General features: G+C 69.3%; 17 protein-coding genes. 10 read left to right on the forward strand and 7 right to left on the reverse strand.

The genetic code is table 11. From position 1 onward, the window contains the following. Nucleotides 1–79: 79 nt before the first annotated feature. From deoC to QWI33_RS12155, 7 genes are all read left to right on the forward strand, one after another. Nucleotides 80–994 carry a deoxyribose-phosphate aldolase gene (gene deoC, locus QWI33_RS12125; RefSeq protein WP_289957406.1) on the forward strand — a complete coding sequence of 305 codons (915 nt, stop codon included), beginning with the start codon at nt 80–82 and terminating at the stop codon, nt 992–994. 3 nt (nt 995–997) lie between these two features. After that, nucleotides 998–2422, forward strand: coding sequence for an aldehyde dehydrogenase family protein (locus tag QWI33_RS12130; RefSeq protein WP_289957407.1), 1425 nt, complete (start codon nt 998–1000; stop codon nt 2420–2422). Then, a complete protein-coding gene (locus QWI33_RS12135; RefSeq protein WP_289957408.1) occupies nt 2415–3290 on the forward strand; it encodes an aldehyde dehydrogenase family protein in 876 nt (291 codons plus the stop codon). The genes QWI33_RS12130 and QWI33_RS12135 overlap by 8 nt, the downstream gene beginning before the upstream one ends. A 141-nt stretch (nt 3291–3431) precedes the next feature. Further along, nucleotides 3432–4259 carry a SatS C-terminal domain-containing protein gene (locus QWI33_RS12140; protein ID WP_289957409.1) on the forward strand — a complete coding sequence of 276 codons (828 nt, stop codon included), beginning with the start codon at nt 3432–3434 and terminating at the stop codon, nt 4257–4259. Between the two features lie 323 nt (nt 4260–4582). Beyond that, nucleotides 4583–6172 carry a hypothetical protein gene (locus QWI33_RS12145; RefSeq protein ID WP_289957410.1) on the forward strand — a complete coding sequence of 530 codons (1590 nt, stop codon included), beginning with the start codon at nt 4583–4585 and terminating at the stop codon, nt 6170–6172. Beyond that, nucleotides 6169–6594, forward strand: a complete 426-nt coding sequence (locus QWI33_RS12150; RefSeq protein ID WP_228091671.1) for a roadblock/LC7 domain-containing protein — start codon at nt 6169–6171, stop codon at nt 6592–6594. Before QWI33_RS12145 ends, QWI33_RS12150 begins: the two co-directional genes overlap by 4 nt. Nucleotides 6595–7172: 578 nt before the next feature. Then, nucleotides 7173–8900, forward strand: a complete 1728-nt coding sequence (locus QWI33_RS12155; RefSeq protein ID WP_289957411.1) for an HNH endonuclease signature motif containing protein — start codon at nt 7173–7175, stop codon at nt 8898–8900. A gap of 548 nt (nt 8901–9448) precedes the next feature. On the opposite strand, the gene QWI33_RS12160 is transcribed toward QWI33_RS12155, so the two are convergent. The 6 genes from QWI33_RS12160 to QWI33_RS12185 form a co-directional block, all read right to left on the reverse strand. Continuing rightward, nucleotides 9449–9700, reverse strand: coding sequence for a DUF397 domain-containing protein (locus tag QWI33_RS12160; RefSeq protein WP_289957412.1), 252 nt, complete (start codon nt 9698–9700; stop codon nt 9449–9451). Beyond that, nucleotides 9684–10487, reverse strand: coding sequence for a Scr1 family TA system antitoxin-like transcriptional regulator (locus QWI33_RS12165; protein ID WP_289957413.1), 804 nt, complete (start codon nt 10485–10487; stop codon nt 9684–9686). Before QWI33_RS12165 ends, QWI33_RS12160 begins: the two co-directional genes overlap by 17 nt. 364 nt (nt 10488–10851) lie before the next feature. Beyond that, entirely contained in the window at nt 10852–11439 is a 588-nt protein-coding gene (locus QWI33_RS12170) for a GTP-binding protein (RefSeq protein ID WP_270115379.1), read from the reverse strand. Nucleotides 11440–11445: 6 nt separating this feature from the next. Then, entirely contained in the window at nt 11446–11823 is a 378-nt protein-coding gene (locus tag QWI33_RS12175; protein WP_091048505.1) for a DUF742 domain-containing protein, read from the reverse strand. Between the two features lie 253 nt (nt 11824–12076). Further along, nucleotides 12077–12475 carry a roadblock/LC7 domain-containing protein gene (locus QWI33_RS12180; protein ID WP_030161947.1) on the reverse strand — a complete coding sequence of 133 codons (399 nt, stop codon included), beginning with the start codon at nt 12473–12475 and terminating at the stop codon, nt 12077–12079. A gap of 45 nt (nt 12476–12520) precedes the next feature. Continuing rightward, complete coding sequence (locus tag QWI33_RS12185; protein ID WP_289957414.1) at nt 12521–15682, reverse strand: sensor histidine kinase; 3162 nt, start codon at nt 15680–15682, stop codon at nt 12521–12523. Between the two features lie 675 nt (nt 15683–16357). On the opposite strand from QWI33_RS12185, the gene QWI33_RS12190 reads away from it, so the two are divergent. Together QWI33_RS12190 and QWI33_RS12195 are read left to right on the forward strand one after the other, a co-directional pair. Further along, nucleotides 16358–17194, forward strand: coding sequence for an MHYT domain-containing protein (locus QWI33_RS12190; protein WP_289957415.1), 837 nt, complete (start codon nt 16358–16360; stop codon nt 17192–17194). Between the two features lie 78 nt (nt 17195–17272). After that, nucleotides 17273–18358, forward strand: a complete 1086-nt coding sequence (locus tag QWI33_RS12195; protein WP_289957416.1) for an MHYT domain-containing protein — start codon at nt 17273–17275, stop codon at nt 18356–18358. Between the two features lie 152 nt (nt 18359–18510). Here QWI33_RS12195 and QWI33_RS12200 read toward each other — a convergent pair whose 3' ends face one another. After that, complete coding sequence (locus QWI33_RS12200; protein ID WP_289957417.1) at nt 18511–18768, reverse strand: hypothetical protein; 258 nt, start codon at nt 18766–18768, stop codon at nt 18511–18513. A gap of 225 nt (nt 18769–18993) precedes the next feature. On the opposite strand from QWI33_RS12200, the gene QWI33_RS12205 reads away from it, so the two are divergent. Further along, nucleotides 18994–20625, forward strand: coding sequence for an alpha-amylase family protein (locus QWI33_RS12205; protein WP_289957418.1), 1632 nt, complete (start codon nt 18994–18996; stop codon nt 20623–20625). Nucleotides 20626–20634: the final 9 nt, after the last annotated feature.

Below are 20634 nucleotides of genomic sequence, written 5' to 3' on the forward strand. Positions count from 1 at the left end.
CGCCCAGCTCGCCGCGCTAATGTGAGCTGGTCACCACAGTCTGAGTCCAACGTCTCCGGGATACGGATATCATCCAGTCATGGGATCAATTTTGAGCGGCGCTGAGGCCGCCGCCCTCGTCCGCGCCCTCCCCGGCGTCGACGCGGTAGGCCTCGAAGCGCGCGCGGCGGGGCTCGCCACCCGCTCCGTCAAAGCGGACGCGAAGGCCAAGGCCATCGACCTCGCCATCAGCATGATCGACCTCACCACCCTCGAAGGCGCCGACACGCCCGGCAAGGTCCGGTCGCTCGCCTCCAAGGCCGTGCGCCCCGACGGCGACGCCCCCGCCACCGCCGCGGTCTGCGTCTACCCGTCCATGGTCGCCGTCGCCGCCGAAGCCGTCAAAGGCTCCTCGGTGAAGGTCGCCTCCGTCGCCACCGGCTTCCCCGCCGGACAGGTGCCGCTCGACGTGCGCCTGGCCGACACCGAGGCCGCCGTGCGCGCCGGAGCCGACGAGATCGACATGGTCATCAGCCGCGGCGCGTTCCTCGCGGGCGATTTGGAACGGGTCTTCCACGAGATCAAGGCCGTCAAGGCCGCCAGCGGCGAAGCCCGCCTCAAGGTCATCCTCGAGACCGGCGAACTCGTCACCTACGACGACGTGCGCCGCGCCTCCTGGCTCGCCATGTACGCCGGGGCCGACTTCATCAAGACCTCCACCGGCAAAGTGGGCGTCAACGCCACCCTCCCGGTGACCCTCCTGATGATGCAGGCCGTGCGCGACTACCGCGCCGCCACGGGCGTCCAGGTCGGCGTCAAACCCGCCGGCGGCATCCGCAACACCAAGGACGCCATCAAGTACCTGGTGTGCGTCAACGAGGTCCTCGGCGACCCATGGCTCTCCAACGAGTGGTTCCGCTTCGGCGCCTCCAGCCTCCTCAACGACCTGCTCATGCAGCGCCAGAAGCTCAAGACCGGCCACTACTCCGGCCCCGACTACGTGACGGTGGACTAAGCGATGTTCGAGTACGCGCCCGCACCCGAATCGGTGCGGCCCCAGATCAAAGAGCACTACGGGCTGTTCATCGACGGGGAGTTCGCCGACGCCGCCGACGGCGCCGTCTTCAAATCCCTGAACCCCTCCACCGAGGAGGCCCTGTTCACCGTGGCCGAGGCCGGCGAGGCCGACGTCCAGCGCGCCGTCGCCGCCGCCCGCCGCGCCCAGGAGACCGTGTGGGGCCCCATGAGCGGCACCGAGCGCGGCAAGTACCTGTTCCGCATCGCCCGGCTCCTGCAGGAGCGGGCCCGCGAGTTCGCCGTCGCCGAATCGATGGACAACGGCAAGCCCATCAAGGAGACCCGCGACTTCGACGTGCCGACCGCGGCCCAGCACTTCTTCTACCACGCCGGATGGGCCGACAAGCTCGCCTACGCGGGCCTCGGAGCCGACCCGAAGCCGCTCGGCGTCATCGGCCAGGTCATCCCCTGGAACTTCCCGCTGCTCATGCTCTCGTGGAAGATCGCCCCGGCGCTCGCGTGCGGGAACACGGTGGTGCTCAAGCCCGCCGAGACCACGCCGCTGACCGCGCTCATGTTCGCCGAGCTGTGCCAGGAGGCCGACCTGCCGCCCGGCGTCGTCAACATCCTCCCCGGCGCCGGCGCCACCGGATCAGCCCTTGTGGACAGTGCGGTGGACAAGGTCGCGTTCACCGGCTCGACCGCGGTCGGCCGGGCCATCGCGAAATCCATCGCCGGCTCCAAGAAGAAGCTCACCCTCGAACTCGGCGGCAAGGCCGCCAACATCGTGTTCGACGACGCCCCCGTCGACCAGGCCGTCGAAGGCATCGTCAACGGCATCTTCTTCAACCAGGGGCACGTCTGCTGCGCCGGCTCGCGCCTCCTCGTGCAGGAGTCGGTGGCCGACGACGTGCTCGAGCGGCTCAAGGCCCGCGTCGAGACGCTGCGCGTGGGCGACCCGCTCGACAAGAACACCGACATCGGCGCCATCAACTCCGCCGAGCAGCTCTCCCGCATCCAGGCGCTCGCCGCCACCGGCGGCGACGAGGGCGCCGAGGTCTGGCAGCCCGCCTGCGACCTGCCCGAGCGCGGGTTCTGGTTCCGCCCCACCGTGTTCACCGGCGTCCAGCAGTCCATGCGGATCGCCAAGGAGGAGATCTTCGGCCCGGTGCTCAGCGTCCTCACGTTCCGCACCCCGGACGAGGCGATCGCCAAGGCCAACAACACCCCCTACGGCCTCTCGGCCGGGGTGTGGACCGAGAAGGGCTCCAAGATCCTGTGGGCGGCCGAGCGGCTGCGCGCGGGCGTGGTGTGGGCCAACACGTTCAACCAGTTCGACGCCGCCAGCCCGTTCGGCGGCCTGAAGGAGTCCGGTTACGGCCGCGAAGGCGGCCGCCAGGGGCTGGAGGCCTACCTCGATGTCTGATCGCCTGCGGGTCAAGAAGACCTACAAGCTGTACGTGGGCGGGAAGTTCCCCCGCTCGGAGTCCGGAAGGAGCTACCCCGTGAGCAGCCCGGACGGGACCGAGCTGGCCAACGCCGCGCTCGCCAGCCGCAAGGACGGCCGCGACGCCGTGGCCGCCGCCCGCAAGGCCCAGCGGCCCTGGGCGGGCCAGACCGCGTACCTGCGCGGGCAGATCCTCTACCGCGCCGCCGAGATGCTCGAAGGGCGCGCCGGCCAGTTCGCCGAAGAACTCTCCGACGCCACGGGCGCCGAGGCCCAAGCGGCCCTGGGGACCGTGGAGGCCGCGATCGACCGGCTCGTGCACTACGCGGGCTGGACGGACAAGTACACGTCCGTGCTCGGCGGGGCCAACCCCGTCGCGGGCCCCTACTTCAACCACACGACCCCTGAACCGCTCGGCGTCATCGCGGTGGTGGCCCCGCAGGACGACCCGCTCCTCGGGTTCGTCGAGGCCGTCGCCCCGGCGATCGCCACCGGGAACACCGTGGTCGTGCTCGCGAGCGAGTCGAAGCCGCTGCCCGCGTTGAGCTTCGGTGAAGTGCTCGCCACCTCCGACCTGCCCGGCGGGGTCGTGAACGTCCTCAGCGGCAAGGCCGCCGAGGTCGCGCCGCACCTCGCCGCGCACGCCGACGTCAACGGGCTCGACCTGGGCGGTGTCGCCGACGCCGAACTCGCCGCGAGCCTGGAGGCCGCCGCCGCCGAGACCCTGAAGGTGGTCCGCCGCCCCGGGCGCCCGGGCACCTCCCTCGACCTGCTGCGGCAGTGGACCGAGTACAAGACCGTGTGGCACCCGGCCGGGATGGCCGCGACCGCCGGAGGCGGCTACTAGCGACACCCGATGGGGCCTTGAGATTCGTTGCTCAGGGCCCCATTCGCCCATTCCCCTCCGAACGGACCTACCGGGTACGACCGGGAGTGTCGCGTCGTCGTACGCTGTTCCCCAGCTAGATCACTACGGGAGGGACGCGACATGGCGGCCGATTCGGACGAGCCGGTGCGCAGCGCCGAGACGGACAAGCTCTGGAACGAGATGAGCGTCGACCCGGTGGAGCTCCACCTGGGCAAGGACTCCGGTTTCACCCTGCGCGCGTACCGGATGTCGGACACCCTCCCCGGCGGGAAGGCCGCGGCGGCGCCTGAGCCCGCCGAGGACGACGACGCCGACGACGACGAGCAGCCCCGCGGCAAGCACGCCGCCGACGCCGATGCGGCCCCTGAAGACGAGGACGCCCCCGAGCCCGACGCCGCCGACTTCGCCGACGACGAGGACGACACCGCCGAAGAGGACGAGGACGCCCTCGACGCCACCCCCGAAGAAGTCCCGGTCTTCTTGACCCGCAAGGGGAAGCTGCTGGTCTTCCGCGAGGCCGACGCGCTCGTCGCGTACGTCAAGGCCAACGACGACCACGACCTCGCCGTGATCGAGGAGTACGCCGAGCTGCAGCAGCGCCTCAGCACCGACGACATCGTGTGTGACGAAGACGACACCTACGAGCTGGACCTGGTGGTCGCCAACCTCCGCGGCGGCCAGGAGTCCTGGGAGCCCGAGCTGCTCATCAAGGCGGCCGAGGTCGGGCGCGACCTCGGGTACGCGCTGAAGAACGACTCCATCGTCAACTCGCTCGCCCCCGGCTCGCCGCTGGACGACCTCGACGAGACCTTCCGGATCGTCGTCGACGGCGGCCTGCGCGGCAAACTCGCCAAGCGCCGCTTGAAGAAGAACGACTCGCAGCAGGCGGCCATCGCCTGGCGCGGCGTCATCGCCAAGATCAACGACCACGTGGAATGGCGCGGCTAGCGGCGTTCCGGCATCGGCCGAACAGCCCATGCGGACTCATACTCGGAGTCCGAATCCCGGCGCCGCCGCGAGCACACGCGGCGGCGCCGCCGTGTCGCACATCGTTATTCCATAAGGGAAACCCCTGGTGGGCAGCGTCAGGAAATTGACGGAAATGTGTGCTATGACCTTCCATCCCTTCATGAACCCGCACTGTCCGTCCGCTTGCAGAACCGAGTATTCTGCGGAAAACTGATAACGGACTGGTAAATACAGGCAGGGCTTTGGCCCGCCGACAGGGGCCGGCGCCCGTCCGGGTGCGCCCTACGAGAGGAGCCCCGCGGGTGCAAGTGTTCTGCGGCATCACCATCGACCAGCAGGTAGCAGGAGCCGGACAAGGCGACACCGCCTGCGCCGTCGCGCTCGTCGCGGCCGGCGGCAGCCTCATCGCCACCGACACCTTCGGCGACGACCCCCGCGGGTGGGTCCGCCTCAACAGCCTCCTCGCGCGTTCGGCGCCCGGGCAGTCAGTCTCGGTGGCCGTCGACGGCGAGGTGGTCCAGCTGGCCGAGTTCGCCGCAGCCGCCGGGCAGCTCGTCATCCGCGCCAACAGCCCGGCCTCGCGCTCCAAGGACGCCCTCGACGACGCCATCGCCATGGCCCGCGGCCTGGCCACCGGCGAAGTGGGCGGCCAGCCCTTCGCGGCGCGCCCTGAGATCAACGCTCTGCGCCCGATCCTGGACACCGTGGCCTCGGCCGCCAGGGCCCGCCACGACGCGGCAGAGGCGCTCACGTGCCTGCTGCGCGCGGTCTTCCCGGCGGCGCTCGCCGCCTGGGACGACCCGAGCGAGGCCAACGCCGTCGCCATCCTCACCCGGCTCCCCCAGCCCGGTGCGCTCCAGTCGATCTCGACCGAAGAGCTCGCCGCGGACCTCGCCACCGTGGCCGACCCCGGCCAGGTCGCGGCGATGGCCGGCGCCCTGACCGAGGCCATCCGCGAGATCGGCGGCGGGGACGACCCGTCCGTCGCGCCCAGCGTCTCCGCGACCGCCGACGCGGTCTCCGCCTGGGACCGCTCGCTCGAGGGCCTCATCGGGCTCCTCCAGGCCAAGCGCCCGCGCCTCGACGCCGCGCCGCCGGCCGCCCCGGTTCCGGTCCACGCCTACGACGACGAGGACCGGCCCTCGCGCCGCCACGGCCACGACACGCACACCACCGTCCGCCTCCCCGGGGACCTGCCCGACCGCCAGAGCCTCCGCGCGCTCGACCCGGCCTCGCAGCTGCACTCGCTCGTCGACCTCGAAGCGACGCAGGTGATCCCCGAGTCGCAGATGCCCGTGGACGGCGAGAGCCACACCCGCTCGATCCGCAGGCGCCGCCGGGCCCAGCCCGCCGAGCTGCCGCAGTCGGACCTGCCCGCGCCGACCGAGCGGACGGTCCCCCGCCCCGCGCTGTCGGACGCGTTCCAGTCCGAGAGCATGCGCCAGCCCGACCCTGAGCCGCGCCGCCACCCGTGGCAGCCCAAGGACGACGTCCACATCGTCGACGTCGCCAGCCTCATGGCCGACGACGACGGCCTCATGATCCTCGGCCAGGCCCGCAGCGCCTGGTTCAAGCGGCCCGAAAGCGAAGAGCCCGAACCGGAGTCGTGGAACCTCCCCGGCGACGACGGCTGGCGCACCGCCCGCCACGTCACCGAGGCCCCCGAGACCGAGGAGCCGACCACGCCCGCCGGGCTGCCGCGACGCAAGCCGCAGGCGAACCTGGTCCCCGGCGCGGTCGTCGCCGACGAGAACCCGCGCTTCGACGAGCCGATCGACCGCGACCCCGAACTGCTGGCGCAGAACACCGCCGGCTACTTCAAAGGCTGGGGCCGGGCCCGGGGCGGCCGCCCCGGCGCAGGCGCCAGGACGGAGAGGATGGCGACCCGATGAGCGCCAATCTCGGCGTCTACGAGCGCTCCCTGAGCATGCTGCTCGGTTCGCTCGTGGCCCGCACCCCCGGGCTCTCGCACGCCGTCCTGGTGAGCGTCGACGGCCTGCCGCTCGCGGTCTCGGCCGGGCTCCCCAAGGAGCGCGCCGACCAGCTGGCGGGCATCGGATCGGGCCTGCTCTCCATGGGCGAGGGCGCCGGCCGGTCGATGGACCACGGCCCGACTCAGCAGGTCATCGTCGAGATGGCCGAGGGCGTGCTCCTCGCCGCCCCGGTCGGCCCGCAGATCTGCCTGACCCTGCTGGCGGTCTCGCAGTGCGACCGCGAGCAGCTCGGTTACGAGCTCGGGCAGTTCACGATGCAGGTCGGGCCCCTGCTGAACGAGGCCCTGACGAACACGGGCTCCATCCCGAAAGTCGTGTAAGGCAAGCGGAACGGGCCCCGAGGCGATGCCTCAGGGCCCGTTTTCGTCAGTAGGTCGGCTGATCGCGCGGGGCCCGTTTTTCGCATACCGGTCAGCGGCTTGCGCCGATTCGCGCGCGGGGCCGGGGGTGATCGTCTGGACCCTTGCTGCCGCACGGGGTTGAGGTTAGAGCGGGCAGCGACGACGGGGTCCTGCTCATTGGGGGTCGGTGCTCGGCTTTCGGACCGGAGTGGGCGCGGGCTAAAGCGGGCAGCGACAAAGGGGGGCCTGCTAACGAAGGGTCCCCGTTCGGCCTTCGCGCGGAGTGGGCGCGGGTCAAAGCCGGCAGCGACAAAGGGTTCGTATTCCTTTGCGGTGTGCCGTGCGGCCGGCGGGCAGCGCGCGGCCTGCGGCGGGCTGATGGATTGCACGGTTCGCCCTGCGCCCCAGGCGGTCCGACAACTCCATGAATGTCCCTCATGGATCATTCACCCCTTTGAGTGATGACACCCCTCCCCCCACCTGTCACAATTGAACTACGAACAAGTTAGCGAAAACAGCCAGATCATTCGAGAACAAGGAAGGGAGGCGAAGGACCCATGAGCCACTGCACCACCACCCCGAACTCCTTCCCTCCCTTGGTCTCCGACCGCCCCGCCCAGGCTGCGGCCATCCGCTCCACCCTCGATGCAGCCGCCTCCCTCATCAACACCCAGCACGCGGCGGTCCTCTCCTCAGTGATCGAGATGAAGGAGCAGAACCTCCACCGCTCCGAGTTCGGGTTCTCCGCCTTGCGGGATCTCCTGGTCTCCCAGTTCGACTTCACCTTCAATACGGCAGGCTCCATCGCGGCCATCGCCAGGCTCTCAGGGAAGTTCCGTCTCCTGGCACAGGCGGCAACGACAGGGCGAGCAAGGATCGACCAGGTCGCCTACGCCGTCCGCCAGCTCGACCAGACCACCGCAATGCGCCTGTTCGCCCGCACCCCCTTCAGGACCCCGGTGGCCTCCCCCTTCGATCCTTCGGTCCAGTGCGCCACTCCCGAAGCCATGGTGTCCGAGTACTGCGCACACGCCTCCTTCAAAGACCTCCGTCGTCACCTCGACGAGCTCTGGGCCTCGATCGCCGAAGAGTCTGAACTCTTCGATGAACTGGGCGAGCAGTCGATGCAGCGCCTGGAACTGATCCCGCAGGGCAACGGCATGTGGTCCTTGGAGGGCCAGCTCTCCGAGGCCACTGGCCGCCTTCTCGACAAGTACCTGAAGACCGCCTGCCCGCCCCCTCGCCAAGAAGACCAGGGCACCGAGGATGAGGGCGGCCTCCTGCCCCCGCAGGCCAACCGCCACGCCGAGGCCCTGCACCAGCTCCTCGCGGGCTACGGCTCCTCCCCCCAAGCCGCCACCCGCCACGGCCACACCGCCACCCTGGACCTGACCGTGGACATCGAGACCCTGCAAGGCAAGGACACGGGCCGCCTGCCACTCCTGGAAGGCCAGCCGATCAGCGTCGCCCGCGCCCGGCTCCTCGCCTGCGAAGCGGGTGTCATCCCTTCAGTCTTCGACTACGCCACAGGCGAAGCGGTCGAACTGGGTCGAGCCCTCCGGCTCCCCAACACCGCACTCCGTCGCAAACTCGAGCTCGAGCAACCGGAAGGCTGCGCCTGGCAGGGCTGTGACCGGCCGGTCGCTTGGACCGAAGCGCACCACATCCAGCATTGGGCAGATGGTGGCGCAACGGCCGCTGAGAACCTCATCCTCCTTTGCCGCTTTCATCACGGGCGCATACATACCGCTGGCTGGTCAGTGGAGAAGACCGGTCCGGGTCAGGCGGTCATCACCCACCACGAGGGCCACGAGGCCCAGGCCGGTACAGGCCGGGGCGGCAGCGAGGGTGACGGGTGCGGGTGCTCGGACTGGCGCACCGACCAGGACATGGACGCCGAGAACGAAGGCTCGGACTGGGACGTGTTCCCGACCGGGCTCTACCGCTCCGAATGGTCCGAGGCGATGAAGCCCGACCTCGATGCCCTCGCGGAAACCATCGAAAGAGACCGATGCCTGGAAGCGATCAAGGCATCCAAGGCCAAATGCCGAGAGAAGTTCAAGGCACCGACACCAGTGCCGGTCTTAAGCTGCCCCAGCGAGCGACTGCTGGGGGAAGCGCCGCAACACCAAGCAGCGCAGCCTGATCCCGAGAGGGATCGGGCCCCTCGGCATGCCCGGGGCCGGCAATCCACCTGGAAAGCCCATGCCCCGCACACCAAAGCCTCCGGAAGGTCGGCGACGGACCGAAGCTCCGCCCAAACCTTGTTGTCGCTGCCCGCCTGAGCCTGAACCCGATCCGGCCGGGAATCCGGAGACGGACCCGAGCCCCTTCCCCACCCCTGTCGCTGCCCGGTTGAACCGGGATCCGGGCGGACCGAAGGCCGGAGAGAGACTCGAACCCCTCCCCCACCCTTGTCGCTGCCCGGTTGAACCGGGATCCGGGCGGACCGAAGGCCGGAGAGGGACCCCGGCCCCCTCTCCCACCTCTTGTCGCCGCCCGATCGAACCGGGATTCGACCGGACCGAGTGCCGGAGAGAGACCCGAATCCCTCCCCCACCTTCTTGTCGCTGCCCGATCGAACCGCAGGCCATCGCAACCGGGAGGCCGAAGCGCCCAGCCCCGGCCCTTCCTACCTCGTTGTCGCCGCCCGCCTTGACCTGGGCCGATCCGGGCCCGAGTGCCGCAATCACGACCCGCCCTCCCCCCTGCCTCGTTGTCGCCGATTGCTTTGAGGCGAGCGCGTCAGAACACCCGAGCCATTGAGAGACACGGGAAAAGGCCGGGTGCGCAGATGCGCGCCCGACCTCGGAAGTTTGCGTGTGGGTGTGCGTTAGGCGCGGGCCGCCGCTTCGAGCAGACCGACGAAATCGGCCGACTGCAGCGCGAAGACCGGCGAGTCGTGACCGAGCTTGGAGTCGCGGACCTGGAAGCCCTCGGCGCGCTGGCGGGCCTCGACGCAGTTGCTGTCGGCGCCGCCGTTGCTGCGGGTGCTTTTTCTCCAAGTCACTCGGCATTCGACACAACTGCTGTCGGCGCCGCCGTTGCTGCGGGTGCTCTTGCGCCAGCTACTGACTTCTGTCATCGAGCCACCTTCCGATACGAGTCCCCGAAGACCACATGTGCTTGATGCGGTCATGGTACAACTCCACCTTGAAAGCTTCCTCGACGTGTCGGCTCTGGTCTAGCGCCTCAACGAATACGAACGGTGGGGCCGCGCCCGGCCGCCCATCCGGCAGGTAGATCTCATACGAGTGATCCATGCCCCGATGCAAGCCTTCGAGCACACGCACTTCGCAATCGGGGTGATCATCCGCTTCGATCAACTTCGCGAGTTGCTTGTCGGCCCACTCCCAGCCGTCGAGGTAACGGAGGGCGTTGCCGCTGAGCAGGAAATGCATCTTCGGTGCTGGCCTTCGCCCGATGAGGGTCAGGTAGCGCCGCAGCTTGCGTTGGAAGTGCACATGTACGTCGGGCTCCCGTTCAGGGAGGATTCCCGAGTGATACTGCTCGATCTGGAGCGGCCCCGGGATGTACAGCGGCTCCCACTTCCAGATCTCTCCCGAGGTGGCCTCGGCCAGTTCGACGATGAAGATGTTGCGGTCGCTGAGCTCCGAGACGATCACGCCGTTGTCCAACTGGGTGATCACATGCGACAGGAAGTCGATCCGCTTCTCACTCGCCCCGCAGATCCGCGCGTACTGGGCTGCCATGCCTGCCTTCGGCCGCGTCTCGCCGCTGAGATAGTTGGTCACCGTCCGCACGCTCACGCCGAGCTTCGCGCCGATCTGCTGGCACGTCAGCTTCGACTCTCGCTTGAGAGCATTGAGTTCGACTGGGACAAACCATTCTGCGATACGCGCGATCGGCATCAATGCCTCCAGGAGCTGGTGGTGGGCACTCTCGGTAACGAAACGGTACCCCTGATCGCACTAGCCTTGGGAAGTGGGTAAAGGGTGGAAAGTTTGGGGCGCAATACTTTCCGATCGGTCTTGCCGTGCTCCATTTTCAGCCGACCAACCCTTTACTCAAGGCAAAACGAAGGGGCCCAAGGCGGTTAAGCCTTGGGCCCCTTCGAAGCATGGTCCAGGGAGATGGGTCAGCCTAGACGACAGTTCTCAATCACGGCTCGCAAGCTTCGCCGCTGTGTTCATGCACGGCTCGCAAGCTTCGCCGCTGTGTTCACGCACGGCTAGCAAGCTTCGCTGTGGTCGTCGCGCGTCCGCCTGTGGGCGGCTAGTGGACGCCGACGGTGCGGGTGCGGCGCATCGAGAGCACGTATTCAACGAGCTTGATGAGCACCTGCTTGGTGGACTCCCGGTTGCGGGCGTCCGTGTACATCACGGGGACGTCGTGCGAGATCTGCAGGGCGTCGCGGATGTCGTTGAGGTCGTGGAGCTGCTTCCCGTCGAAGCAGTTCACCGCGACCAGGTAGGGCAGCTTGCGGTGCTCGAAGAAGTCGATCACCGAGAAGCAGTCGGCCAGGCGGCGGGTGTCGACCAGCACGATGGCGCCGATGGCGCCGCGCACGAGTTCGTCCCACATGAACCAGAATCGGGTCTGGCCCGGCGTGCCGAACAGGTACAGGATGAGGTCCTGGTCGATGGTGATACGGCCGAAGTCCATCGCCACCGTGGTGGTCTGCTTGTCGGGCACCAGGTTGTTGTCGTCGACGCCCTCCGAGGCGGAGGTCATGATCGCCTCGGTCGTCAACGGAGTGATCTCGGAGACCGATCCGACCAAGGTCGTCTTGCCGACGCCGAAGCCGCCGGCGATGACGATCTTGGCAGAGGTCACACGAGAGGTGTCTGCGGATGAGTTCATGTGGGTCTATAGCCTCCTGAGTCCACTGAGGACACGCTCAAGGAGCTCGGTTCCAACCGATCCGTCGCCGCCGTCCGCGTCGAATCCGGTGGGTTCGTGCACTGCCAGCAATCCATCGGCCGCCATGTCGGCGACCAGCACGCGGGCGACGCCCAGGGGCACCTCCATGCGCGCGGCGATTTCGGCGAGGGACTGGAGGCGCCCGCCGCACAGGTCGACGATCACCTTCTGCTCCCGGCCGCCGAGGAACTGCCCGGACCGGCCGCGCGCGGTGGTCTCCACCAGCGCTTCCAGGGCGATCTCCAATTGGGGCCGCGTGCGGCCACGAGTGACCGCGTACGGTCTGACGAGTGAGCCGGTCGGCTCATCACCACCGAGGACCATTACTACCTCCAACCGCAGCGCGCGGATCCCACAATCCTTGTACCGCAGTCATGTCAGTTATCCGTGTACCGCGTGCCAGGGGAGGCACCGGCCCGTCGCCTGGGGATGCGACGGAGGGGTTCGATTGTTCAGTTCGTCCCACTCGTGCTGGCGCACATGTACGGCTCCGCAAGCGATCAGCGCGGCTTCCGCTCGAGAGGAGCCTACCGTGCCGCACGTGCATCCGCCAATCGCGCCTGAACGGGCATGCCGGTCAGCTGCGGGCCGACGGCGTCAGGGCCTGGCCGACCCGGTCGACCAGCAGGGCCATCTCGTAGCCGACCTGGCCGACGTCACAGTTCTTCGAGGCCAGGACCGCGAACGAGGAGCCGTCGCTGATGGACATGAGGAACAGGAAGCCGCGGTCCATCTCGACCACCGTCTGGAGGACGGCGCCGCCTTCGAAGCAGCGGGAGGCGCCCTGGGTGAGGCTCACCAGACCCGAGGTCACGGCCGACAGCTGGTCGGCGCGGTCGCGCGGTAGGTCCCGCGAGGAGGCCAGCAGCAGACCGTCGGCGCTGACCGCGACGGCGTGGGCCACGCCCGGCACGCGTTCGGCGAAGCCGGCCAGCAGCCAGCCCAGGTCCTGGACCGAGGTTCCACCAGTGCTCATCGTTTGCGCTCCTTAGTAGCGTCTTCCGTGTTGCGGTTCAGCGACTCAGTTACCGTCATTGCCACGTCCTCGCTGCACCCCACGGTGATAGGCCGACAGCAGGCCCCGAATGCCCTCCGGGTTGCGCTTCTGCGCGCTGACGGTCTCCTGTGATTCCTCCACGGCCCCGGGAACCAGGCGTTCCATGGGGCGTCGCTTGGGAAGTCCCACCGAGGTCGTCTCGGCGGAGACGGTCTCGGCGAAGGCGTTGTCCACCCGCGACCAGCCGTCGTCGGCGGCCGTGCGCCAGGCGTAGGAGCCCGACTCGGCTTCGGGGGAGGTGAGGCGGCGTCGTTCCAGGCCCGGGGCGGACGAGTGCTCGTCGGCGGGCTTGCTCTGCATGGGCGTCGAGCCTTCCGTGGGCTGCGGAGGGGCGGGCGGTGCCGCCTCCCAAGCCGGGGCAGGGGACTCGGCCGCTTCTGACTGGTCAGCGTAGCGCGGCGGGGAAGCCTGCGCCACATCCGCGCGCGGCGCCTCCGTCGTACGGAAGGACGACTCGTCACCCTCCGGGACGGGGGCCTCGGCGGGGGAGCCGAGCGCCGGCGCGTCGTCCTCGACCTTCTTCGGAGCGGGCGTGACGGCCTTGAACCAGGCGGACTCGACCTCGCGGAAGATCGGGAGCTCGGTCGTGGCGTCCAGAGCGGACACGCGGTCCTTCTTGGCCGCGCGCGGGGCCTCCGTGCCCGAGGGCGCGGCGGCGGCGTCGGGCCACGACGGCGGGACCGGCTCCGGCTCGGGCGTGAACGCCTCGAGCTGGATCTTCGGCAGCGCCACGTGCTCGGAGGAGACGATCTCGCCGGTCACTTCCATGACCTTGCCGCCGGGGCGGCGGTCCTCGGCGAGGCCGCCCGGCCGGAACATGAAGCCCGGCTCCTCCTCGGCCGCGGGCGGGAACGGCTGATTCGGTCGGCCCTGGCCCCGGTGCAGCGAGTGCTCGCCGGTGAGCGGCTCGGCGGGCTGCGGCGGGACCGGCGGGCGCGACGGCTGCTGCGGCGCGCTGGGCTGCCACATCGGCTGGGGCGGCTGCGGCGGGGGCGCCGACTGCGGGCTGGGCTGGGCGACGGTGTCGAACAGGCCCGCGGGGCTCTCGGGGACCTGCGGGAGCGCGCCGGAGTTCATGCCGAGCGCACCGCGCGGGCCGTCGTCGCGGCCCTGCAGGCCGAACGTGTTGTCGCCGCTGTCGAAGCCGGCGCCGTCGAACCCGGTGCCCTCGAGCGGGACGCCGCTGCGCAGGCCGCGCTCGGGCAGCTTCGGGTCGGTGAGGACCGCTTCGCCCAGGATGACCTCGGCGACGGTGCCGCGCTGCTCGCCGGGGCGCAGCTCGACGCGGACGTCGTGCCGCTTGGCGAGGCGGGCGACCACGACCAGGCCCATCATGCGCGAGGACGCGAGGTCGATCGCTTCGCCCGACTCGGAGAGCTGGCGGTTGATGTCCTCGATCTGGCCGGGCGGCATGCCAATGCCGATGTCGTTGATGCGCACGCGGATCGCGCCCTGCGGGCTCTCGGCGGTGCGCATCTGCTCGGCCTCGACGAGCACCGGGGACTCCGGCGGGGAGAACGCGGTCGCGTTGTCCATGAGCTCGGCGATGAGGTGCACGAGGTCGTTGACCGCGGCCGGGCGGATCTCCCGCTCGGCCTCGAGGTTCCCGAACTCGATGCGGGTGTACTGCTCGACCTCGGACTGCGCGGCCTGCAGGATGTCGCCGACCGGCGCGGGGTAGCGCTCCTGGCGGGTGGAGTCCGCACCGGCGAGCACCAGGAGGTTCTCGTCGTTGCGGCGCATGCGGGTCGCGAGGTGGTCGAGCTGGAACAGCTCGGCCAGGCGGTCCGGGTTCTCCTCGCCGCGCTCCAGGTGGTCGAGGTGGCCGATGAGCCGGTCGACGAGGTTCTGGGAGCGGCGGGCGAGGTTGATGAACATCTGGGAGACGTTGGCGCGCAGGGCGGCCTGCTCGGCCGCGATGCGGATCGCCTCGGTGTGGACGATGTTGAACGAGTGCGCCACGTTGCCGATCTCGTCGCGCTGGTCGATGTCGATCACCGCGCCGGTCTCGGCGGCCACTTCGTCCGGGGTCCGGTTGCCGATGGTCTCGGCGTCGCGCATCTGCGCCACCGCCTGCGGGAGGCTGACGTGGGCGACGTCGAGCGCGCCCTCGCGGAGCCGGCGCAGGCCGGTCGCCATGTTGCGGGCGATGAGCAGGGCGATCACGGTCGCGACGACGAAGGCCGCGAGGATGAGCACGGCTTCGAGCAGCAGCTGGAAGATCTGGGCGTCGCGGTCGGAGCTGGCGTCCTCGAGGACCTCGTCCGACTCGTTGTTGATGTACGCCAGGCCGTTGTCGAGGATCGCGTCGTAGGAGGCGATGACCTCGGCGTTTACTTCCAGGTTCCGGTCGGTGCTCGCGGTGACCGCGTCGTTCTCGAACTCCAGGGCCGCCTGGGCCTCCTTGGTGTTCAAACCGCCCGTGCTGAAGAAGAACGCCAGCTGCTCCTCGCGGTTGGCGACGGTCTTGAACTCGGCCTCGGCGGTCTCGCGCAGCGAGGCGTAGGAGATGAAGTTCTGCCAGCGGGTGGCGTTGATGAACTTGCGGCCGTTGCCGACGTTGATGGCGATCGCGCGCTCCTCCTCGAGGGTCTCGAGGATGGTGGTGGCGGCGGCGATGGCCTGGAGGTTCCGGGCGATGTCGGGGTCGTTGACGATGCGCGAGGAGATGTCGGTGATGGTCACCAGTTCGGCGACGAGGCGCTGGTAGACGCGGGAGGTGGCGTCGATCGAGGCCTGCTGGGCGTCGTTGACGGCCTGCTCGCGGATCTGCAGGAGGCTCTCGTACTGCGTCTGGACCGCGTTGATGCGGTTGGTGATGTCCTGGGAGAGGTCGGGGAGTTCGCCGGCCTTCTCGTTGAACTGGTCGTACGCGCTGTCGGTCTCGCCCTGCTGGGCGGCGACGTTCGACTCGTCGTAGAGCGACTTGTCGATGTCGGCGACGTGCTCGCCGTCGAGGCGGAGGTGGGTGACGAGGAGGGACCGCTCCTTCTGGAGCTGGTACCGGAGGTCGGCGACGTAGGTGTTGAACTCGACGAGGTCCACCATGTCGTTCGACTCGAACACCCGGTCGGAGAGGTCGTAGAGGCGGAGGCCGGCGACGGCGACCAGGACTACGAGCGGCACCAGGAGGATCATTCCCAGCTTGGACCGGATTCGCATGTCGGCGATGCGGGGCAGGCCGAGCGGTCCTCGTCGAGCCGCTGAACCCGCACGGTTCGAGCTGCGCTTGCTCACCTTGTCTAGCCTCCTGGGGTGGTCCTCTGTGTCAGACCGAAGGGCCCGGGCCGGGCGGGATCGGTCTCGGGCCGACATGTCGAGTCGGCTGCCGCCGGCCCGCCGGGGAGGCGGGGGCGGCATGTGAAGCCCAGCAGATTCCATCATGACGAATGAGGGCGGCGAAATCCAGGGGCGTACTGGAGTACTGAAGAGCCCTTCGTATCGCAGCGTGTTGCGGGGCGAATCCCAAGATACACTGATCTTTTGGACACATGCCTATGCGGTATTCGGTCATTCGGCCGAGAAGATCGCCTGTTCGGACGACAACCCGGGCCCCGGTCGAACGAGTCCCGTCCAATGGACCTTACCGGCGGGTCGGATACGGATCGCATCCGAGCGAGCACGGTTCGTGATGACCGTTTCGCCACCTTAGTCCATTCACTGAGCGCGGTCCCCCGGACACGAACGGGGGACAGATCTGACATAGCGCCCGCAGGTCCGCGTACGACTCGCACACGCTGTGCGACACACTTCGCCCTCCATTAGGCACGGTTGACCCACGACCTTCCAGGAGGCAACCCCATGGCAGTGCCCTTGAACGACGTGCTCGCATCGACGCTCGAGCACCACCACTTCACTTACGGCTGGCTCAACCCCGTGATGGGCCTCGCCTTCGCCGCGGCCGGATCCTTCCTCGGCCTCTCCGCCTCCCGCTACGCCCGCGCCGCCACCTCCCCCGGTGGACGCCTCCGCTGGACCCTGCTGGCCGCCTTGGCCATCGGCGGGGTCGGCATCTGGATGATGCACTTCATCGCGATGGTCGGCTTCACCGTCACCGGCGCCGACATCGCCTACGACCCCCGGCTCACCGCCGCCTCGTTCGCACTCGCGGTCGCAGCGGTCGGCATCGGGCTGTTCGTGTCCGGCGGCAAGCGCGCTGGCTGGCCGCGCTTGATCCTCGGCGGTCTGGTGTGCGGCGCGGGCGTGGTCGGGATGCACTACACGGGCATGGCCGCGGTCGCGACCGGCGGGCGGGTCGCCTACGACCCGCTCCTGGTCGCGGCCTCGGTCGCGGTCGCCGTGGTCGCCTCGACGGTGGCCCTGCGCTTCACCGCCGTCGTCTCGCGGCGCGGCACCATGGCCCTGGCCTCAGCGGTCATGAGCGTCGCGGTGGTCGGCATGCACTACACCGGGATGGCCGCGGTCGAGGTCCAGGGGCCGCCGCGCGCGGACGTCTCGGGCATCAGCCCGCTCGTCCTGCTCCTGCCGATCCTCATCCTCGCGATGATCGCGATCGTCGGCATGGTGTTCGGGGTGCTGGCCTCGCCCGCGCTCGATGCGATCGCACCAGACGCCACTCGCGACCGAAATGACCGTCCTAGTGCAACTGTCCGTCTTGCGGACGCCGCCGGACAGTAGTCGTATAAGTTTCACATCGCGCCGCACCTTAAGCGCGACATTCCGGATACGGGCCGAGCCCGGGGAGGAAGACCACGGATGGAACACGTCAGTCACTTCACTTACGGCTGGATCAACCCCATCATGGCCTTCGGATTCGCGTTCGCGGGTTCGATCCTGGCGCTCATGTGCATGACGCAGGCCCGCCGCCAGGACGGCACGGTGAAGGCCGCCCGCAAGCGGATCCGGTGGATCGCATTGGCCGCGTTCGCCTTGGGCGGCACCGCGATCTGGATGATGCACTTCACCGCCATGATCGGTTTCAAGGTCATCGACTCCGACATCGGCTACGACCCGCTGAAGACCTTCCTCAGCCTCGTCGCCTCCATCGGCGCCGTCTTCTTCGGCCTGCTGGTGGCCGGCACGGGCCGGCGCAACACGGTCGCGAAGATCCTCATGGCCGGGCCGATCACCGGCATCGGCGTCGTCATCATGCACTACTCGGGCATGGCGGCCATCAACGTCTCGGGCCACATCACCCACGAACGCAGCTACTTCATCGCCTCCGTGGCGATCGCGGTCGTGGCCGCCACCGCGGCCCTGTTCTGCGGCATGTACCTCGACGGCTGGCGCTGGCAGTCCGGCGCGGCGGTCATCATGGCCATCGCGATCTGCTCGATGCACTTCACCGGCATGGCCGGCGTGCGGGTACGCCTGACTGACGGCGGGCGCGACTCGGTCGCGGGCATCGACCCGATCATGCTCATCCTGCCGATCCTCGGCGTCGCGACCATCGGCATCATCGTGCTCCTGTTCGCGCTCATGGGGACCCAGCCGAAGATGGTCACCAAGCGCGACCAGCTCGGCATCGAGGTCGCCGACGAGGAGGCGCCCCCCGTGTCCACCGGCGCGATCCCGGTCGACAAGCTCCGCGGCCCGCAGCCGGGTGCGAACCGGCAGGGCCCGGCCCGGACCGGGCGGGTGCGCAACAAGAGCCAGCGCCAGGGCCACCCGGTCCCCGACCAGCGGACGGCGCCGATCCAGGCGCCCGTGGGCAGCCACGACGGCCCGCTCATCGTCCCCGACCGGCCCATCTCCCGCGGGCAGCGCTCGTTCCAGCAGGCGGATCTGGAGCGGACGGCCGAGCACTTCGACATTCAGCCGCGGCAGACGCCGCGGCGCTGAGACCCTCGCACCCGCAAGCAGCGGGAACGGGCGACCTCCGATCGGAGGTCGCCCGTTCCCGTTCTATGCCTTATATATAGGGCCCGTCACGCACCGCAGTCCCGGCGCGGTCCGGCGAGTCCCCTAGGCGCGCTTGGCGAAGCCGCGCACGGTTAGGAGTGCTTGGCGACCTCGACGGAGCTGCGGGCCTCTTCGAGCTTGCTGCGGAGCGCGGCGGCCATCGCGCTGCCCTCCTCGAGCTGCTCCTTGCCGACGTTCAGCGCGTTGGAGGCGGCCTCGATGCCGAGGGCCTGCACCTGGCCCAGCAGCTCCTCGGTCTGGGCCTTGGTGGCCTCGACCTGCCCCTGGAGCTCGTTCACCGCCTCGATGTTCGCGTTGATCAGGTTGAGCGCCTCGTCGATGCTCGCCATGGGGGCACAGCCTTCCTGTCCAGGAATCGGGGTTCCATCAAGCGCCGCAAGCGGTTCGGCCGCGCGGGCGCGGTCCCGGCCGGGCGGTCCCCGGTGGACTCCAAGCCTATCCAAATCCCCCGCGCCCCGCACCCCTCCGCGGCGGCGCGGCGGGGGCCCAGGGTTTCGCCGGGGCCCGGCGCGGGCATTCGTCGTGCCCTGGAAGACAAAGTGGAAAGGGACGCGATGCTGCCATTGTGGTACCGGAACGCCGTGATCTACGCGGTGGACCCTGCGATGTTCCGCGACTCCGACGGCGACGGGTGGGGCGACCTGCGCGGCCTGACGAACCGGCTCGAGCACCTGCGCGGCCTCGGCGCGACCTGCGTCTGGCTGCTGCCGTTCTACCCTTCGCCGTTCAAGGACGGCGGCTACGACATCACCGACCACCTGTCCGTCGACCCTCGGCTGGGGACGATCCCCGATGTCGTGGAGTTCCTCGAGGAGGCCGAGGAGGCGGGCATCCGCGTCATCTTCGACCTCGTCGTCCAGCACACCTCCGACCAGCACCCGTGGTTCCAGGCGGCCCGCAGCGACCCCGACTCCCCTTACCGCGACTACTTCCTGTGGTCCGACGAGCCGGTCGACGACGGGCTCGAACCGGTTTTCCCCACCGTCGAGGACGGCGTCTGGACCTGGGACGAGGAGGCCGGGCAGTACTACCGGCACATGTTCTACTCCCACCAGCCCGACCTCAACCTCGCGAACCCCGAGGTGCGCGCCGAGATCCGCCGCATCATGGCGTTCTGGCTCCGCCTGGGCGTCTCCGGGTTCCGCATCGACGCCGTGCCGTACATGGTGCAGCTCGCCGAGGAGGTCGAGGAGTACAAGAGCGGCGCCGACTTCCTGCGCGAAATGCGCGAGTTCGTGGCCCTGCGCCACCCCGAGGCCGTGCTCATCGGCGAGGTCGACGTCGGCCCTGAGGAGTACGACGAGTACTTCCTCGACGGCGACGGCCTCACGATGCTCCTGAACTTCTGGCTCAACAACCACATGTTCCTCGCCTTGGCGCGCGGCGAGGCCGCGCCCGTGCACGAGGCCCTGGGCAAGCAGCCGATCCCGCCGCGCCGGAGCCAGTTCGCGAACTGGCTGCGCAACCACGACGAACTCGACCTGGAGCGGCTCACCGAGGCCGAACGCGACGAGGTCATGGCCCTGTTCGCGCCGGACGAGGACATGCGGGCGTACGGCCGCGGCATCCGCCGCCGCATCGCCCCCATGCTCGGCGGCGACCACCGCCGCATCGCGGCGGCCCACGCCCTCCTGCTCTCGCTGCCGGGCACGCCGGTGCTGCAGTATGGCGATGAGATCGGCATGGGCGACGACCTGTCGCGGCGCGAGCGCCTCAGCGTCCGCATCCCCATGCAGTGGACGGCCGACGAGCACGGCGGGTTCTCCTCGGCCGACGCCGAGGACCTCGTCGCGAAGCCGGTCGGGGAAGGGCCGTTCGGATACCCGAAGGTCAACGTGTACGACCAGCAGCGCCGCCCCGAGAGCCTGCTCGCGAAGGTCGGCGACATGGTCAGAACCCGACTCGGCCTCACCGAGATCGGCTTCGGCTCGCACCGGGTCCTCGACACCGGGTGCCCGTCCGTGGTGGCCCTGCTCCACGAGGACGAGCGCGACGGCAGGGTCGTCACCCTCGTGAACCTCGCCGCCGACGAGGTCGAGGTGCGCCTGCCCGAAGAGGACAGGGACGACCTGGTCGACGTCCTCACCGACCGCGAGTACCCGACCGAGCAGGACGACCCGGCGGTGCTGCGGCTCGCCGGGCACGGCTACCGCTGGCTGCGCCCGCGCCGGCACGTCTTCAAGTGAACCGTTCAA

The sequence above is a fragment of the Glycomyces tritici genome (assembly GCF_030403505.1).

Excerpts from the sequence above, each read along its gene's own strand:
- deoC (WP_289957406.1), top strand. The coding sequence starts at position 80 with ATGGGATCAATTTTGAGCGGCGCTGAGGCCGCCGCCCTCGTCCGCGCC.
- QWI33_RS12130 (WP_289957407.1), top strand. The coding sequence starts at position 998 with ATGTTCGAGTACGCGCCCGCACCCGAATCGGTGCGGCCCCAGATCAAA.
- QWI33_RS12135 (WP_289957408.1), top strand. The coding sequence starts at position 2,415 with ATGTCTGATCGCCTGCGGGTCAAGAAGACCTACAAGCTGTACGTGGGC.
- QWI33_RS12140 (WP_289957409.1), top strand. The coding sequence starts at position 3,432 with ATGGCGGCCGATTCGGACGAGCCGGTGCGCAGCGCCGAGACGGACAAG.
- QWI33_RS12150 (WP_228091671.1), top strand. The coding sequence starts at position 6,169 with ATGAGCGCCAATCTCGGCGTCTACGAGCGCTCCCTGAGCATGCTGCTC.
- QWI33_RS12155 (WP_289957411.1), top strand. The coding sequence starts at position 7,173 with ATGAGCCACTGCACCACCACCCCGAACTCCTTCCCTCCCTTGGTCTCC.
- QWI33_RS12160 (WP_289957412.1), bottom strand. The coding sequence starts at position 9,700 with ATGACAGAAGTCAGTAGCTGGCGCAAGAGCACCCGCAGCAACGGCGGC.
- QWI33_RS12165 (WP_289957413.1), bottom strand. The coding sequence starts at position 10,487 with ATGCCGATCGCGCGTATCGCAGAATGGTTTGTCCCAGTCGAACTCAAT.
- QWI33_RS12170 (WP_270115379.1), bottom strand. The coding sequence starts at position 11,439 with ATGAACTCATCCGCAGACACCTCTCGTGTGACCTCTGCCAAGATCGTC.
- QWI33_RS12175 (WP_091048505.1), bottom strand. The coding sequence starts at position 11,823 with ATGGTCCTCGGTGGTGATGAGCCGACCGGCTCACTCGTCAGACCGTAC.
- QWI33_RS12180 (WP_030161947.1), bottom strand. The coding sequence starts at position 12,475 with ATGAGCACTGGTGGAACCTCGGTCCAGGACCTGGGCTGGCTGCTGGCC.
- QWI33_RS12190 (WP_289957415.1), top strand. The coding sequence starts at position 16,358 with ATGGCAGTGCCCTTGAACGACGTGCTCGCATCGACGCTCGAGCACCAC.
- QWI33_RS12195 (WP_289957416.1), top strand. The coding sequence starts at position 17,273 with ATGGAACACGTCAGTCACTTCACTTACGGCTGGATCAACCCCATCATG.
- QWI33_RS12200 (WP_289957417.1), bottom strand. The coding sequence starts at position 18,768 with ATGGCGAGCATCGACGAGGCGCTCAACCTGATCAACGCGAACATCGAG.
- QWI33_RS12205 (WP_289957418.1), top strand. The coding sequence starts at position 18,994 with ATGCTGCCATTGTGGTACCGGAACGCCGTGATCTACGCGGTGGACCCT.